Annotated in this window: 17 protein-coding genes; 2 read left to right on the top strand and 15 right to left on the bottom strand. The window is 60.2% G+C overall.

Features of this window, described 5'->3' with window-relative positions; translation table 11 throughout:
• Positions 1–27 precede the first annotated feature (27 nt).
• Complete coding sequence (locus EDE09_RS00615) at positions 28–969, bottom strand: nucleoside hydrolase (RefSeq protein WP_105370487.1); 942 nt, start codon at positions 967–969, stop codon at positions 28–30.
• A 197-nt stretch (positions 970–1166) separates the two neighbouring features.
• On the opposite strand from EDE09_RS00615, the gene EDE09_RS00610 reads away from it, so the two are divergent.
• Positions 1167–1595, top strand: coding sequence for an Hsp20 family protein (locus tag EDE09_RS00610; RefSeq protein WP_105370486.1), 429 nt, complete (start codon positions 1167–1169; stop codon positions 1593–1595).
• A gap of 44 nt (positions 1596–1639) precedes the next feature.
• A complete protein-coding gene (locus EDE09_RS00605; RefSeq protein ID WP_105370485.1) occupies positions 1640–1897 on the top strand; it encodes a DUF1150 family protein in 258 nt (85 codons plus the stop codon).
• A gap of 3 nt (positions 1898–1900) precedes the next feature.
• Here EDE09_RS00605 and trmB read toward each other — a convergent pair whose 3' ends face one another.
• From trmB to EDE09_RS00535, 14 genes are all read right to left on the bottom strand, one after another.
• Positions 1901–2602 (bottom strand): tRNA (guanosine(46)-N7)-methyltransferase TrmB, encoded by a 702-nt coding sequence (gene trmB / locus EDE09_RS00600; RefSeq protein WP_132408343.1) that lies wholly within the window; start codon positions 2600–2602, stop codon positions 1901–1903.
• An 83-nt stretch (positions 2603–2685) separates the two neighbouring features.
• Positions 2686–3945 (bottom strand): methionine adenosyltransferase, encoded by a 1260-nt coding sequence (metK, locus tag EDE09_RS00595; protein ID WP_132408341.1) that lies wholly within the window; start codon positions 3943–3945, stop codon positions 2686–2688.
• 190 nt (positions 3946–4135) lie between these two features.
• Positions 4136–4552 (bottom strand): helix-turn-helix transcriptional regulator, encoded by a 417-nt coding sequence (locus EDE09_RS00590; protein WP_105370482.1) that lies wholly within the window; start codon positions 4550–4552, stop codon positions 4136–4138.
• 152 nt (positions 4553–4704) lie between these two features.
• Positions 4705–6306, bottom strand: coding sequence for an apolipoprotein N-acyltransferase (lnt, locus tag EDE09_RS00585; RefSeq protein ID WP_132408339.1), 1602 nt, complete (start codon positions 6304–6306; stop codon positions 4705–4707).
• 89 nt (positions 6307–6395) lie between these two features.
• Complete coding sequence (locus EDE09_RS00580) at positions 6396–7574, bottom strand: hemolysin family protein (protein ID WP_132408337.1); 1179 nt, start codon at positions 7572–7574, stop codon at positions 6396–6398.
• A gap of 10 nt (positions 7575–7584) precedes the next feature.
• Positions 7585–8094: an rRNA maturation RNase YbeY gene (gene ybeY / locus EDE09_RS00575; protein ID WP_132408335.1), complete on the bottom strand. Its 510-nt coding sequence runs from the start codon at positions 8092–8094 to the stop codon at positions 7585–7587.
• A 17-nt stretch (positions 8095–8111) separates the two neighbouring features.
• Entirely contained in the window at positions 8112–9167 is a 1056-nt protein-coding gene (locus EDE09_RS00570) for a PhoH family protein (RefSeq protein WP_105370478.1), read from the bottom strand.
• A gap of 23 nt (positions 9168–9190) precedes the next feature.
• Entirely contained in the window at positions 9191–10612 is a 1422-nt protein-coding gene (gene miaB, locus EDE09_RS00565; RefSeq protein ID WP_112797489.1) for a tRNA (N6-isopentenyl adenosine(37)-C2)-methylthiotransferase MiaB, read from the bottom strand.
• A gap of 42 nt (positions 10613–10654) precedes the next feature.
• A complete protein-coding gene (locus tag EDE09_RS00560; RefSeq protein ID WP_132408333.1) occupies positions 10655–11458 on the bottom strand; it encodes a lysophospholipid acyltransferase family protein in 804 nt (267 codons plus the stop codon).
• Positions 11455–11883, bottom strand: a complete 429-nt coding sequence (locus EDE09_RS00555) for a Fur family transcriptional regulator (protein WP_105370475.1) — start codon at positions 11881–11883, stop codon at positions 11455–11457. The genes EDE09_RS00560 and EDE09_RS00555 overlap by 4 nt, the downstream gene beginning before the upstream one ends.
• Positions 11884–11922: 39 nt before the next feature.
• On the bottom strand, positions 11923–12417 hold the full coding sequence (locus tag EDE09_RS00550) for an N-acetyltransferase (protein ID WP_132408331.1): 495 nt from the start codon (positions 12415–12417) through the stop codon (positions 11923–11925).
• Between the two features lie 8 nt (positions 12418–12425).
• Complete coding sequence (gene tsaB, locus EDE09_RS00545; protein ID WP_132408329.1) at positions 12426–13085, bottom strand: tRNA (adenosine(37)-N6)-threonylcarbamoyltransferase complex dimerization subunit type 1 TsaB; 660 nt, start codon at positions 13083–13085, stop codon at positions 12426–12428.
• A gap of 18 nt (positions 13086–13103) precedes the next feature.
• Entirely contained in the window at positions 13104–13670 is a 567-nt protein-coding gene (locus EDE09_RS00540) for a NifU family protein (protein ID WP_112797497.1), read from the bottom strand.
• Between the two features lie 167 nt (positions 13671–13837).
• A complete protein-coding gene (locus tag EDE09_RS00535; protein WP_105370471.1) occupies positions 13838–14329 on the bottom strand; it encodes a universal stress protein in 492 nt (163 codons plus the stop codon).
• Positions 14330–14333: the final 4 nt, after the last annotated feature.

Raw genomic sequence — 14333 nt, 5'->3', positions numbered from 1 at the left:
TCCGGCGGCCTTTTCGTTACCGGCCGGTCAAAGCCGGGCCACACGTTTCGTCAGAAGATCGAAAAAGCCGTCGGCATCCACATTCCGCATGACTTTCGCGTTCGGCTTGCGGTCGGAAACCCGCCACCAGTCCACCACGGTCATTCCGACCGTCAGTTTTGATTGGGTCTCGATCTCGACATTGCAGTCGCGGCCCGAAAAAAGGTCCGGCTTCAGCAGATAGGCAATCACCGTCGGGTCATGCAGCGGCCCGCCATCGGACCCGTATTTCTCCACGTCGAACCGCTCGAAAAAGGCCAGCCAATCGACCAGAACCTGTGCCGGCCGCGTGCCCAAAGCGGCGATTTTCGCCACGCGGGCCTTGGTGGTCAGAAGCTGGTGCGTTACGTCGAGCGGCATCATCACGATCGGCATGCCCGAAGAGAAGACCGTCTTTGCCGCTTCCGGATCGACGAAGATGTTGAACTCGGCTGCGGGGGTGATGTTGCCTCCTTCGAAGAAGCCGCCGCCCATCATCACCAGTTCCTTGACACGCGAGGCTATGTCGGGGGCTTTCTGCAGCGCCAGAGCCACGTTGGTGAGCGGGCCAAGCGTGCAGAGCGTTACCGTTCCTGCAGGTTCGGAACGGAGCGTCTCGATGATGAAATCGACAGCGTGCTGATCGCGGACCGGCATGGTCGGTTCCGGCAGTTCCGCACCGTCCAGGCCGGTCCGGCCATGGACATGCTCGGCCGTCACCGGCGGGCGGACCGTCGGCTTCTTCGCTCCCTCATAAACCGGGGCATCCGGCTTTCCGCACAATTCGCAGACAATCCTCAGATTGCGGCTCGTATAGGAAAGCGGCACATTTCCGGCGACGGCGCAAAGCCCCAGGACCTCGATCTCCTCAGGGCTTGCAAAGGCCAGCATGATGGCTGCCGCATCGTCCTGGCCTGGGTCGGTATCGATAATGATCTTTCTACTCTGCATGTTTAGCCCCTTAATTTGCCGGGGTTTGTTGGCCTCGGGGTAATGCCTTGTCAAGTGCGCCCGGACAGTGGCAGATCAGTGTTTCCGGACCGGCCTCACGATCCTTGCGGTCTCCGCGGCCGCTCCCCATATAGATTTTCGAGCTGATGCGCCGACTTCCGGGCATCGGCATGGTCGCTTGTTGCAAGGACTGGATAATGAGCCGAATAACGCCGTTTGCGAGCCCGCTGCTTCTGGGCTTCGACGCCATGGAAAAGACCCTCGAACGCCTTGCAAAGGCCAACGACGGATATCCTCCTTACAATATCGAGCGCATTCTCCCAGATGCCGCCGGCAATCCGGAGCGCCTGCGCATCACGCTGGCGGTTGCGGGGTTTTCGGAAGCCGAACTTGAGGTGATGACGGAGGAGAACCAGCTCGTCATCCGGGGCCGGCAAGTGGAGCAGGCCGAGCGCGATTATCTTTATCGGGGCATCGCGGCCCGCCAGTTCCAGCGCGTATTCGTGCTGGCCGACGGAATGCAGGTCTCAGGTGCCGGACTCAAGAACGGACTTCTCTCGATCGACCTCATCCGTCCGGAGCCGGCGCGTATGGTGCGAAAAATTAACATTTCCGTCTCAGAGTAGGTCAACGGCGGTAATGCCGTTGCATCCTCACCATGGAGGCTGGAATGCTCCTGAAAGAAGCGAATACGCGTTTGACGCAGTCCGAACTTGCTCACCTGGGCGCTGGAGAGGTCGGATACATTCGCAAGATGCGGTCGGACGAAGTGTCCCGCTGTTTCCCCGAAGCCCCCGAAATCGACCCCAGTCTTGATCTTTGGGCTCTGTTCGGTGCCGATGGCACACCGATCCTCCTGACGGACAACCGTTCCAGCACCTTTTTCAAGGCTGCTGAAGACGATCTGAAGACCGTCAGCCTGCACTGACCTTCAGATTTTGCGAAACCTCAGGTAGGCCGAGGAACGGCCTTCGCGGCGGGCCTTGTTTTCGTATCGTGTACCCGGCCAGCCGGCGAAGGGTGTTAGCCAGTCGGACGATTGTTCCGCCAGCCACTTGAAGCCGCCGTGGTTGCGGCAGTGGATCAGCGTCCAATTGACGTATGTGTCGATATCGGACGCAAAGCAGAAGAGGCCGCCCGGCTTCAATACGCGGTGGAAGCGGTCGAGGTTGACTTGCGAGACGAACCGCCTCTTCCAATGTTTCCGCTTCGGCCAAGGGTCCGGATAGAGCAGATCGATGCGATCGAGCGATGCGTCCGGCAACCAGTCCAGCGCTTGCGTAGCGTCATCGTCGTAAACGCGGATATTCTTCAGCTCCAGCTCATCGACCCGCGACAGAAGCTTGGCCATCGAATTGACGAAGGGCTCGATGCCGATGAAGCCTGTCTTCGGATTTTCCTGGGCGCGATGGATGAGGTGTTCGCCGCCCCCGAAACCGATCTCCAGCCGTAGATCCTCCACCGGCACGGGGAAAAGCTCCGACAACCGCGCGGGTGCTTCGTTCTGAAGATCAAGCTTCAAGGCCGGCAGCAGCGTCGCCATGCCTTCCGCCTGCCGCTCGCGTAGCGGCTTTCCCTTGCGACGGCCGAAGAAGGCTTCGGTGGCGCGACTGGGGTGCTGCTGTCCGGTCATGGGCTATCTCTCATGATAAAAGCGGGCGTCTCGCTCGCGAGACACCCGCTTTACAGTCTTCTTGAACGATCCGTAAAGGCCGATCAGGCGGCTTCCAGCGTCTCTTCCTTCAGCGCTTCCTTCAGGGGCTTCACGAGATCCGTCTTCTCCCAGGAGAAGGAACCATCGCGGCCGGCCTTGCGGCCGAAGTGGCCATAGGCGGATGTTTTCGCGTAGATCGGCTTGTTGAGATCGAGATGCCGGCGAATGCCCGACGGCGAGAGATCCATGACCTTGCGGATCCCGGCTTCGACCTGGTCTTCCGTGACGCCCTTGCCGGTCCCGTGCAGATCGACATAGACCGAAAGCGGCTGCGCGATGCCGATCGCGTAAGAGAGCTGGATGGTGCAACGATCTGCAAGGCCGGCGGCAACCACATTCTTGGCGAGATAACGGGCTGCGTAGGCAGCCGAGCGGTCAACCTTGGTCGTGTCCTTGCCGGAGAATGCGCCACCGCCGTGGGGCGCGGCACCGCCATAGGTGTCGACGATGATCTTGCGGCCGGTCAGGCCGGCATCGCCGTCCGGGCCGCCGATGACGAATTTGCCGGTGGGGTTGATGTACCACTTGCAGTCCGGGGCGATCTTCAGATCACCCAGCGCTTCGCGGATATAGGGCTCCACCACCTGGCGGACCTTCTTGGAATCCCAGCTCTCGTCGAGATGCTGCGTCGACAGAACGATGGAATCGACGCAGGACGGCTTGCCGTTTTCATAACGCACGGTCACCTGGCTCTTGGCGTCCGGGCCGAGCTTGGCGGCATCGCCTTCGCCCTTCTTGCGGGCAGCAGCGAGAAGCTGAAGGATCTTGTGGGAATAATAGATCGGCGCCGGCATGAGATCCGGGGTTTCCTTGCAGGCGTAACCGAACATGATGCCCTGGTCGCCGGCACCTTCGTCGCCCTGCTTGTCGGCGGCGCTGTCCACACCCTGTGCGATGTCGGCCGACTGCGAATGCAGCAGCACGTCGATCTTCGCCGTCTTCCAGTGGAAGCCATCCTGCTCGTAGCCGATATCGCGGATCGCCTTGCGTGCAGCGGACTTGAACTTGGAAGGATTGATGACGTCGTTGCCGTCCTTGTCCTTCTTCATTAGGCTCAGCGGCAGGCGGACTTCACCGGCAATCACAACGCGGTTGGTGGTCGCGAGCGTTTCGCAGGCGATGCGGACTGTCCACGGGTCGACGCCAGTCTTGGCGGCCTCGCGGTACACAAGATCCACGATTTCATCGGAAATACGATCACAGACCTTGTCCGGATGGCCTTCGGCAACGGACTCGCTGGTGAACAGGTAACTTGCGCGCATTATGGGAATTCCCCTCAAAGAAAGATACGGCCACGTGTTTAGTGATTTTTGCGCCCAAAAACAAGCGTACAACCACATAAATATATCTTTATGTGTGCATCCTAAAAAATCTTGCAACGGGCAGATCCAGCAAATAACCAACAAAAAAGCGGCCTTGAAGGCCGCTTTTCAGAGGTCGTGGCGATTCGCCTCACTCGGTTTCGGCTTCCGCCGCAAGCGCCTTGACCAAATCCACCAGACGACGCCGCACCTTCGGGTCTGCGATCTTTACGAAAGCCCGGTTGAGCTGCAGGCCTTCAGCGGAGGACAGGAAGTCCACGACATAGTTCGAGCTCGACGCTTCAGCCATGCCCCCCTGGCCGGAATGTTCGCCCGGAGCATCTTCGAAAAAGAAGGAAACCGGAACGTTCAGGATGCTCGATATGTTCTGCAGCCGGCTCGCACCGACCCGGTTGGTACCTTTTTCGTATTTCTGGATCTGCTGAAAGGTGATCCCGAGGCTTTCGCCCAGCTTTTCCTGGCTCATTCCGAGCATGGTTCGGCGAAGGCGAATCCGGCTCCCGACATGAATGTCTATCGGGTTCGGCTTCTTCTTATTCTCAATCATAACGACGTCCTGTCGAGTTTGCTGTTCAATCCCCATAACCCGGTCTGCGTGTATGCTACGCTTCGTAAGGTTGGTCACAACAAGCTCAACCTGAAAAGCATAACGGGCGCGACGAGAGGCTAAAGCCACTATGCATTTTTAGGGGTTTTTGGTCAATTCTTTCGAAAATTAAAACCAGTGCGCGAGACGACTGCAATCAGCAACATAAATGCCGTAAGCAACCAGAAGTAATTTCTGCGTGTTTCGCTGTCCCAATGCGATACCGGATCACCTCCGACGGTTGCATCCATAACGCCTTTCTGATTGTAACCTAAACCGGCTACGACTCTTCCGTATGGATCGACAACCGCTGAAATGCCGGTATTTGCCGCACGAATCAGAGGCCGACCGCTCTCGACGGCGCGTATCCGGGCCTGTTGAAAATGCTGATATGGACCGGGCGTAGCGCCGAACCAGCCGTCATTGGTGACATTCAACAACGCGCTCGTGCCCTCGACGTCGGAGCCGATCTCGTCGGCGAAGATGGCCTCGTAACAGACGAGCGGGTAAAAGGTCCTGCCATCGGGGAGCGTCAGGAGCGCCCGCGCCGGCGCCGCCGTGAAGCCGCCCGGCATGGCGATTGCGTCCGGAATGCCGATATTGCGCAACAGATCCTCGTAGGGCACATATTCGCCGAACGGCACGAGATGCACCTTGTCCGACGCGGATATGATCTGGCCGTCGCTGTCGATCGCATAGATGGAATTGTAGAAGCGAGGCGCCAAGCCGGCGCCCGCGTCTTCCGAACGCACGGCCCCCGTTATCAGGACCTGCCCGTCTTCAAGAACTTCCGCAATCCGGCTCAGCGCGTCGGGATTCTGGGTGAGGATGAACGGCACGGAGGTCTCCGGCCAGACAATCAGATCCGGCCGCTTGCCGTTATTTTCGGGTGGCAGGGCCGAAAGCGAAAGATGCTCCTCGAAGATCGCCGCCCGCTCCCTATCGTCGAGCTTACGGGCCTGATCGATCACCGGCTGGACGATGCGAACCGTCATCTGGCTCGCGGTGGCTGGCGCCGGGATGCGGTCGGCAATGTACAGCCGGTAACCGCCGAATCCGAGGTGAGCGCAAAACAGCACCGCAGCCGCCGCCAGGCCGGTGCGCATGCCTTTTCGCGTGCCTACGAGGGCCGGCGCCGAAAAAACAAAGACGGCAAGCACGGTGACGCCGCCGATGCCCAACACCGCAGAGGATTGCATCATCAAAGGCATGGGCATCGCCCCGTAACCGACGGCATTCCAGGGAAAACCGGTCGCGACGAAGCCACGCAGCCATTCCGCCAGACCGAAGCTGAAGGCGAGCGCCGCGATCCGGCCGACGCCATCAGACCAGAGAAGGCGGGCGACCGATGTGGCAAAGCCATAAAACAAAGCGAGATAGGCAGGCAGACCAAGGACCGCCAGGGGCAGCGCCCAGGCAAAATCGTCCGCCTCCACCAGGAGCGCGTTGCCCAGCCACCAGAGACCGGCGACGAAATAACCGAACCCGAAAACCCAGCCGAGCAGGAAGTCGGCACGCAAGCGGGGCCAAACTCCGCCCGCCGGATTACCGGTCGAACCGTCCATCAGCCAGACGAGCAGCGTGAAGGAGATGAAAAAGGTGGCGAAGAATCCGACCGGCGGCAGGGCCAGGGCACCGATCGCCCCGGCTAGAAAAGCGACGATGACGCGCGGAAAGCCCCAAAGAAGCATGATCCTGCCCGCCAGCCGCTCCATATCGTCCCCTTTTCCCCGAATCAGCCGCCGCAGTCTTCCAAAAAACGGCCGACTTGTCGTGAGCCAAAGAGACCGAACGCCCCGGGCTGCTATTGATGAGGCCGTTCCGCCTCGCGGGTTGATGGAGGCGGCAATACGGCAGGCGCCGTCTGGTCGGCAAGGAGCAGATCTGCCTCGCCCTTCGGACGGCGGCGGGTGAGAGCGCGCTTGCGCATGATGCGCACACGCTTGATGCGGCGGGGATCCGCGTCAAGGATCTGGAATTCGAAGCCAGGAACCGCCTGCACCACTTCTCCACGGACCGGAATACGGCCAAGGGCCGAGAAGATCAGTCCGCCCAGCGTATCGACGTCGTCCAGGCGATCTCGGATATCGAAATCCGAGCCGATCGCCTTGGCTATTTCCTCAAGTTCTATGCGAGCATCAGCGACGAAAACATCATCGCCGGCGCGGGAGAACATGACCTCCTCGTTATCATGTTCGTCCTCGACATCGCCGATCACCATTTCGACGATATCCTCATGCGAAACAAGGCCGTCGGTGCCGCCGTATTCGTCGATGACGAGCGCAAGCTGCGTACGCGCCGCCTGCATGCTCTGCAGCAGATCGGAGGCGAGCATGGATGGCGGCACGAACAGGATCTTCCGGATGAGCCCGGCCTCGGCGACCGTTTGCTCGAGATCGACGCGGCCGAGATCGAAGGCCGGCCGTGGCGTGCGGATCTGCTTTTCCGCCTTTTCCGGTTTGTCGGTCGAAAGCGGCATCGGTTGAGCCGGCGCCGCCCGCGCACTCACGCGCCGTTTGTTGCGAGCCTGCTTTGCAAGATAGGAGAGAAGATCCCGGATATGCACAAAACCGCGGGCGTCATCGAGGTTGTCGCCGTAGACGGGCATGCGCGAACGACCGGTCTCCTCGAAATGGATCATCAGCTCGCCGATCGTCATGTTCATGTCGACCGCTTCGATATCGGCGCGCGGCACCATGAGATCCTCGACGCGAACTTCGCGGAAGCGGAGGATATTGTGCAGCATCGCCCTTTCCTCGGGCGAAAAAGCGTTGCTGACATTGGTATCGGTCAGCAGCGCGTCGGCGAGATCTTCCCGGAGCTTCTCGCCTTGCGACGGGCGCAGCAGCCTGAGGACGCGCGACCAGAATGAATTATGCGATCTGGGTTGGTGTTCGGATCGTGACGGACTACTGCCCTCTTCCGAGGAACTGGTGTCGGCGTCCTTGCCCTCGCGGGCAACATTGCTCGAAAAATCGTTCATAGGTCCAATACTATACTATCGGGTCCTGCCCCGCATAGGGGTCAGATAGGCCGAGCTTCGCCAAAATGCGAGTCTCCAGCGCTTCCATTTTCTCCGCCTCGTCCGCCTGGATATGGTCGTAACCGAACAGATGCAGGAAACCGTGGACCAGCAGATGGGTCAGATGATCCTCGAAAGCCTTGTCAAGATCAACCGCTTCGCGTTCGACAGTCTCGCGTGCGATGACGATGTCGCCAAGCATCGGCCCCGGCATTTTGCCCGGCGCCAGCGGAAACGCCGGGAAAGACAAGACATTGGTCGGCTTGTCCTTCCCGCGCCATTCGGCGTTGATTTCCCGGATGGAGGCGTCGTTCGTAAAGACCAGCGAAAGCTCCGGGGCGGTTTTCGGGAACGGTTGCGCTTCTTCCTTCGAGAGGAGCTCGGCGGCGGCACTCAGGGTTTTTTCGCTCAGCGCTAGGAGGGCCGACTCGTCAGGCCAACCCTCGTCTTCGACGCTGATCTGGATATCCAAACTCGGCATGAGCTGCGACTTCGATCTCAACGATCGAAGTCCTCGCTTTCCTCGTGAACGGCATATTGCGCGTCATAGGCCTTGACGATGCGGCCGACCAGCGGATGACGGACGACATCGGTATCCTTGAAGCGAATGACGGAAATGCCTTCCACGCCCTTCAGCACTTGCAGCGCCTCGACCAGTCCGGACTTAACCCCACGCGGCAGATCGATCTGGCTCGGGTCGCCGGTGACGATCATCCGGGAATTTTCGCCAAGACGTGTCAGAAACATCTTCATCTGCATCGATGTGGTGTTCTGGGCCTCGTCGAGAATAACCGCGGCATTGGCAAGCGTCCGGCCGCGCATGAAAGCGAGCGGCGCGATCTCGATGACGCCGGCGGTGATCGCCCGCTCCACCTTGTCGCCGGGCATCATGTCGTAGAGCGCGTCGTACAACGGCCTGAGATAGGGATCGACCTTTTCCTTCATGTCGCCCGGCAGGAAGCCGAGGCGCTCGCCGGCTTCGACGGCTGGGCGGGACAGGATGATCTTGTCGACGGCGCCACGCTCCAGAAGCTGGGCAGCATGGGCGACAGCAAGATAGGTCTTGCCGGTACCGGCAGGCCCTACCCCCAGAACAAGCTCCGACCGTTCCAGCGCCCGCATATAGGCGTCCTGGGTGGGAGTGCGTGCCGCAATCGTCTTCTTGCGGGTGGAAATTTGAGCCATCGACAACTTGGCTTTACGCTCCAACGTGGGAAGAGTGAGCTGATCGTCGGCCGCCTGCGCCATGCGGATAGCACCTTCAACGTCGGATACTTCCACAGAGCCGCCTTTCTGAAGCCGGTCGTAAAGAAAATCCAGAGCCCGGCGGGCCTGGTTGGTGGCGGTCAGGTCGCCGGAAATGGCGACCGAATTGCCACGTGGACGGGCATCGATATGCAGCCGCTCCTCGAGAAGCTTCAAATTCTGGTCGAACTGTCCGAAAAGCTCGCTTGCGAACCTGTTGTTCTCGAACGTCAGGACGAAGTGATTGGCGTCGGTCACGGCGGATCGGGGTTGGCGCGCGGGTGAAGAAACCAATTCATGTCCGTTCAAGCAGGCAAGCTCCTATTCTGGGTTCAGGGCCCGATTAAACTCTCTGCCGGTTCGGCAAACAAGCTGTTTGGGCCGGTTCCGATGATTCGCACCTTAACAATGTCACCGATTTGCGAAGTTTTTGCATCAACATTCACAGACTGGAGCCATGGAGAACGTCCAATAACTTGTCCGGGCATGCGGCCGGGCTTTTCCAGCAACAGGTCGATGACCTTTCCAACGCAGGATTTGGCGAAGTCGGCCTGCTGTTTCAAGAGCAAGGCCTGCAATCTTTCGAGCCTTTCGGCCTTCACGTCCTCCGGAACCTGATCGGACAGATCCGCGCCGGGAGTGCCTGGACGGGTGGAGTACTTGAAGGAAAAGGCCTGGGCATAGTGCACCTCTTCGACAATGCGCAGCGTATCTTCGAAATCCTGATCGGTCTCTCCCGGAAATCCGACGATGAAATCGCCGGACATCGCGATATCCGGACGGACAGTGCGTATGCGCTCGACGAGACGGAGATACTCCGCCGCCGTGTGACGCCGGTTCATGGCCTTGAGGATACGATCCGACCCCGACTGCACCGGCAGGTGGAGATAGGGCATCAGCGCACGCAGATCGCGATGCGCCTCGATCAGCTTGTCGTCCATGTCGCGCGGATGGCTCGTCGTGTAACGCAGCCGCGCCAGTCCGGGGATTTCCGCCAATCTGTAGAGAAGATCGCCGAGGCTCCATTCGCCCTTTTCGCCTTCAGAGCGCCAGGCGTTGACGTTCTGGCCGAGAAGCGTGATCTCGCGGACACCCGCATCCACCAGCCGCCGGGCTTCGTCCAAAATCTGCTGCACCGGCCGCGAAACTTCCGAACCCCGCGTGTAAGGAACCACGCAGAAGGTGCAGAACTTGTCGCAGCCCTCCTGCACCGTCAGGAAAGCGGTCACGCCGCGGGCGCGGATCTTTGCCTTTTCCGTTACCGGCAGATGTTCGAACTTGTCCTCGACCGCATATTCGGTGTCGACCACGCGGTTACCGGCCCGCGCACGCTTCAGCGCTTCCGGCAGCCGATGATAGGTTTGAGGACCGATAACGACATCGACGGCGGGGGCGCGGCGGAGGATTTCCTCTCCTTCGGCCTGCGCGACGCAGCCCGTCACGCCGATCATCAGTTCCTTGCCCTCGGCGGCCCTTGCCTTCTTCATGTCGCGCAGACGCCCGAGCGCCGAATAGACCTTGTCCGCCGCCTTTTCGCGGATATGGCAGGTATTGAGGAGGATCAGGTCCGCCTCACCCATCTCTTCAGTCGCCACATAGCCATCGCCTGCCAGCGCATCGGTCATGCGGCCGGAATCGTAGACGTTCATTTGGCAGCCGTAGGTCTTGATGAAGACCTTCCGGCTGTTGGTGCGCTCATTCTGACGCGCTGGCGGCTCGTCGGCCGGAACTGAGAGGGAGACGTGTTCGTTCATGCGGGCTCTTTACCGCAAGAGGGCCGGGAAATGAAGCATTTCCTACATGCCTTCATAGTCGCGGCCGCGCAGGTGCCTGATCAGCATGCGCCGGATGCGGCTGGTGATTGCCTGGCTCAGATGTTTGCGATTGTCCCCGGTGCGGAAATCCACCGTTTCGCCGAACGCCACATCGACATCGAGCGCGCCTTCCTTCAGCACGCCCATCAGATGCGGGACGAGTTCGATATCGCCCGGCCAAGCCGCGATCGGCCGGTGGAAGCGGCCCATCGCCATGCCATGCACACGGGTATAGGCGAGCGCCACCGGCTGGACATGCACGACGCCTCCGGACGTGTAAGGCGCCGCGGCGGCCGCCGCTCCAAAGAGCGATGATTTGACCTCCATGAGCCGGTTGCCGTCCGATGTCGTGCCCTCGGGAAAAAGCACTACGATCTCGCCTGCCTTCATCCGCTCGGCAATCTCGTTTACCTGCTCTCCCGTCCGACGCTTCTGCTCGCGGGCGATGAAAATGCTCTTCTGGAGCTTTGCCAAGGTGCCGAAAATAGGCCAGTCGGCAACTTCCGCCTTTGCGATATAGACGACATCCGCCACCGCGCCGAGCACCAGAATGTCCTTCCATGACACATGGTTGGAGGCGAGCATCAGCGGCCGGCGGTACTCGAGATGCCCGTGTACGTGGATGCGGATCCCGAGCAACCAGCAGGCCGCCCTGTGCCAGTAGCGCGGGACACGACGCCGGATCTTGAGGTCGAAGAGGAGGCCGGCCAGCTGGAACGGCAAAAGGATCAGCGTGACTGCGAAGAGGGAGACGACAATGAGGCCGATCCGCAGCCAGGTTATCACTTATCGTCCTTGTCGAGCGGGATGCCGTAAAGCTCCAGCCGATGGCCGACGAGGCGGAAGCCGTGCTCGCGGGCAATTCGCTCCTGCAGCGCTTCGATTTCCGCCGAGCGGAATTCGATGACATTGCCGGTAGTGAGGTCGATCATGTGGTCGTGATGTTCTTCCGGCACGGTTTCATAACGCGAGCGGCCATCGCGAAAATCATGCCTTTCGATAATCCCCTCGTCCTCGAACAGCTTGACGGTGCGATAGACAGTCGAGATCGAGATACGCGGATCTACTTTGGAGGAGCGGCGGTAAAGTTCCTCGACATCCGGATGGTCGGCGGATTCCTGCAGGATACGGGCAATCACACGACGCTGGTCCGTCATTCGCATGCCCTTTTCCGCACACAGCTCCTCCAGGGTTTTGGAAAGGTCTGTCATGTCGTTTGGCCTCGAAACGTTCCAGTCTGAAGTTAGGGACTAACGAAGAACGCGGCTCATGACAAGCGCCGCGGATCGTGTCCCATCCGTCCCCGCATAATAGGCCGCCCGCTCCCCGACCGTCTCGAAACCGAGCTTGCGATAAAGTCCGACCGCCCCACGGTTTGCGGCCTCGACCTCGAGAAACATACTCTCACCGCCGCGGGCTGCGGCCTCCCTGAGGGCGGCCTGCATCAACCGCCAGCCGAGCCCCTGCCTGCCGAACTTCTCGTTCACCGCCAAAGTCAGGATTTCCGCTTCACCCGCCGCCTCGCGCGACAGGACAAAACCACCAAGCGGCTTCGAGAAAAAGGCATTGGTCTGGCGCGCCACGAAGCCGAAAACATTCTGCTGCAGGAGCAGGCTCTGAAACTCGCCGTCATTCCACTGGCGCGGAAACCGCTGACCGTGCAGCTGGGATATTTCCGGACAGTCGGCGACTTCCATCGGCACGATTTCGAAAAAGGGCTTCCAACTCAGGTAGTCGTCGAACATCGGAGCAGTCAGATATGTGCAAGGGCGAAGCCGGTCTGCGGCTTCGCATCGGGTCCGCGAAGATATAGCGGTTTCGGACGTTCCGCATCCAGCGGTTTTTCAGCACCAATACGGGCGACCATGGCGATATCGAACCGGTCGGAACCGGCGCCTTCGCCGCTGCCGGCGGAAGCGGCTGCACCCGAGCCGATGACCACGGCGGAGAAAGTCCGGGCAAGCCCGGCCACATTCTCGGCAGAAAGGGCCGCAGCCTGGTTGAGGGCCGTGCCTTCGCCGGAAAATGCCTGCGCATAAATCTCGTTGCGCTTGGCGTCCATGGCGGCGACCACCCCTTTGCCCGGATGCCCGGCCAGGTAGCTGCGAGCCAGGACCTCCAGCGTGGTCACGCCGACGGAATCTACGCCGAGTGCCAAGGCAAGTCCGCGAGCCGCGGCCACCCCCACCCTGATGCCGGTAAAGGAGCCGGGGCCAATGACGACGGCGATCCGGCCCACCCTTTCAAGCGGGAGATTGGCTTCGAAAAGCGCCTGATCGATCACCGCCATCAGCCGTTCGGCATGGCCCTTGCCGATTGTTTCAGTAACGGCAGACAGGACCTTGCCCTCCGCGCTGTCAAACAGCGCAGCGGAACAATCCACCCCGGCGGTATCAATGGCCAAAACGATCATGCGGAGGAATCGGCGGGCTCAGAGAGCCTCGACCGCCTGCACTTCCGGAACGAAATGGCGCAGCAGGTTCTGCACACCGTGCTTCAGCGTTGCCGTCGAGGACGGGCAGCCCGAGCATGCGCCCTTCATGTTGAGATAGACGGTACCGTCGCGGAAACCTTTGAAGGTGATGTCGCCGCCATCCTGAGCGACGGCCGGGCGAACACGCGTCTCCAGCAACTCCTTGATCGTCGCAACGATGGTTTCGTCATCCTCGTCGAAGAACTCGCCTTCCTCGTCCGAGACTTCGGCAAGCGTGGAGGTGCCGCCCATGACCGGCTGACCCGACATGAAATGTTCCATGATCGAACCGAGGATCGCGGGCTTCAGGTGCTGCCATTCGGCGCTTTCCTTGGAGACCGTGATGAAATCGTAACCGAAATAGACGCCGCTCACCCCGTTGATCGCGAAGAGCCGCGTCGCCAACGGGGAAGCCTCTGCCTCTCCGGCATTGCGGAAATCGGCAGTCCCCTTTTCCATCACCACCTTGCCCGGCAGGAACTTCAGGGTCGCCGGATTGGGTGTGGCTTCCGTCTGAATGAACATTTTGTTTCTCCCGGGCAATGTCGCCCCTGAAATTTAGAATTCTTCAAAAGAAGATAAGCCGTATCATCTTTTGGTTCAAGTGCGTCTTTACCATTTCGAGGTCAAGCGGGCTCTTTGTCTTGACGCGATCTCGGACGCAAAACCGCTGCACGTTTCCTCGAATTGTTCTAGCAGAGGGCGTCAATTTCCTCGGCCGTGAGCGTATCCGGGAGCACGGTAACCGGGATCGGGAAAGCCGCCGCCCGGCCGGCGATGGACGATACAAGCGGTCCCGGACCTTCCTTGGCGGAACCAGCGGCGAGAACGAGGATGGCGATGTCGCGGTCCTCCTCGACCAGCTGATTGATCTGTTCCGTGGCACTGCCCTCGCGGATGACGATTTCCGGGTCGATGCCGATCGTTTCGCGCACCCGCTGCGCCGCCTTCGCCATGACCGCTTCGGCCTCTTCCATCGCCTCGGCGCGCATGATCTGCTCGACGCCGAGCCATTGTTGGAAATCGCCTTCGGGAATCACGAACAGGAGAACCAGGCCTCCATTCGAGTTCTTGGCGCGACGGCCGGCATAATGGACGGCCTTTTCACATTCCGGCGTTCCATCGATGACCGCCATGAACTTGCGACGGTGCCCTTCAAGCCGAGAAAGCCGTTTTGAAACCATGCTG

Source organism: Neorhizobium sp. S3-V5DH (genome assembly GCF_004343065.1).
Taxonomy (GTDB): Bacteria; Pseudomonadota; Alphaproteobacteria; order Rhizobiales; family Rhizobiaceae; genus Neorhizobium; species Neorhizobium huautlense.
Note: the sequence above shows the minus strand (reverse complement) of the source record. Positions and strands in the feature narration are given on the sequence as shown.

What these genes read in the sequence shown, in the direction of transcription:
- EDE09_RS00540 (WP_112797497.1), bottom strand. Translation starts at nt 13,670, where the DNA reads ATGTTCATTCAGACGGAAGCCACACCCAATCCGGCGACCCTGAAGTTC.
- EDE09_RS00580 (WP_132408337.1), bottom strand. Translation starts at nt 7,574, where the DNA reads ATGAACGATTTTTCGAGCAATGTTGCCCGCGAGGGCAAGGACGCCGAC.
- trmB (WP_132408343.1), bottom strand. Translation starts at nt 2,602, where the DNA reads ATGACCGGACAGCAGCACCCCAGTCGCGCCACCGAAGCCTTCTTCGGC.
- EDE09_RS00605 (WP_105370485.1), top strand. Translation starts at nt 1,640, where the DNA reads ATGCTCCTGAAAGAAGCGAATACGCGTTTGACGCAGTCCGAACTTGCT.
- EDE09_RS00590 (WP_105370482.1), bottom strand. Translation starts at nt 4,552, where the DNA reads ATGATTGAGAATAAGAAGAAGCCGAACCCGATAGACATTCATGTCGGG.
- ybeY (WP_132408335.1), bottom strand. Translation starts at nt 8,094, where the DNA reads ATGCCGAGTTTGGATATCCAGATCAGCGTCGAAGACGAGGGTTGGCCT.
- miaB (WP_112797489.1), bottom strand. Translation starts at nt 10,612, where the DNA reads ATGAACGAACACGTCTCCCTCTCAGTTCCGGCCGACGAGCCGCCAGCG.
- EDE09_RS00615 (WP_105370487.1), bottom strand. Translation starts at nt 969, where the DNA reads ATGCAGAGTAGAAAGATCATTATCGATACCGACCCAGGCCAGGACGAT.
- metK (WP_132408341.1), bottom strand. Translation starts at nt 3,945, where the DNA reads ATGCGCGCAAGTTACCTGTTCACCAGCGAGTCCGTTGCCGAAGGCCAT.
- EDE09_RS00550 (WP_132408331.1), bottom strand. Translation starts at nt 12,417, where the DNA reads ATGTTCGACGACTACCTGAGTTGGAAGCCCTTTTTCGAAATCGTGCCG.
- lnt (WP_132408339.1), bottom strand. Translation starts at nt 6,306, where the DNA reads ATGGAGCGGCTGGCGGGCAGGATCATGCTTCTTTGGGGCTTTCCGCGC.
- tsaB (WP_132408329.1), bottom strand. Translation starts at nt 13,085, where the DNA reads ATGATCGTTTTGGCCATTGATACCGCCGGGGTGGATTGTTCCGCTGCG.
- EDE09_RS00610 (WP_105370486.1), top strand. Translation starts at nt 1,167, where the DNA reads ATGAGCCGAATAACGCCGTTTGCGAGCCCGCTGCTTCTGGGCTTCGAC.
- EDE09_RS00555 (WP_105370475.1), bottom strand. Translation starts at nt 11,883, where the DNA reads ATGACAGACCTTTCCAAAACCCTGGAGGAGCTGTGTGCGGAAAAGGGC.
- EDE09_RS00535 (WP_105370471.1), bottom strand. Translation starts at nt 14,329, where the DNA reads ATGGTTTCAAAACGGCTTTCTCGGCTTGAAGGGCACCGTCGCAAGTTC.